Annotated in this window: 1 protein-coding gene; it reads left to right on the forward strand. The window is 49.1% G+C overall.

The window, feature by feature from the left end:
* Nucleotides 1–79 precede the first annotated feature (79 nt).
* Nucleotides 80–489: ExbD/TolR family protein (locus H8K32_RS20010; protein ID WP_186914397.1), on the forward strand; the 410-nt coding region annotated here is incomplete at its 3' end.

The raw sequence follows: 489 nt of genomic DNA on the forward strand, positions 1-489 counted from the left end.
CGCGCAGGGATTTCCAAAGTTGGTTTCGTCATCGAACCACCACCACGCGGCTAATTGAGCGGGTAAATAAAGGAAGAATATGGGAATGCAAATAGGTTCCGGCAGCTCTTCAGCCGATCCGGAAGTGATGATAGAAATGAACATGACGCCGTTGATCGACGTGATGTTGGTGTTGATCATCATGCTGATCATCACCATTCCAATTCAGAATCACTCTGTGAATCTGAATATGCCAACCAATACACCATCCAAACCAACAGAACCACCAGTGGTTGTGAACATTGATGTGGATTTTGACGGGACGGTATTGTGGAACGGTGTCGCAGTGGCTAGTCGTGCGGAATTGGAAAGCAAGCTGACAGAAGTGGCAAGCAATCCAAATCAGCCAGAAGTTCACCTGCGTCCGAACGCAGTCGTACCGTACAAATCGGTCGCTGCTGTAATGGCTGCAGCTCAACGTCTGGGTGTGACCAAAATCGGTATGGTCGG

The sequence above is a fragment of the Cognatundibacterium jejuense genome (assembly GCF_014284255.1).
GTDB lineage: Bacteria > Pseudomonadota > Gammaproteobacteria > Burkholderiales > Burkholderiaceae_D > Undibacterium > Undibacterium jejuense.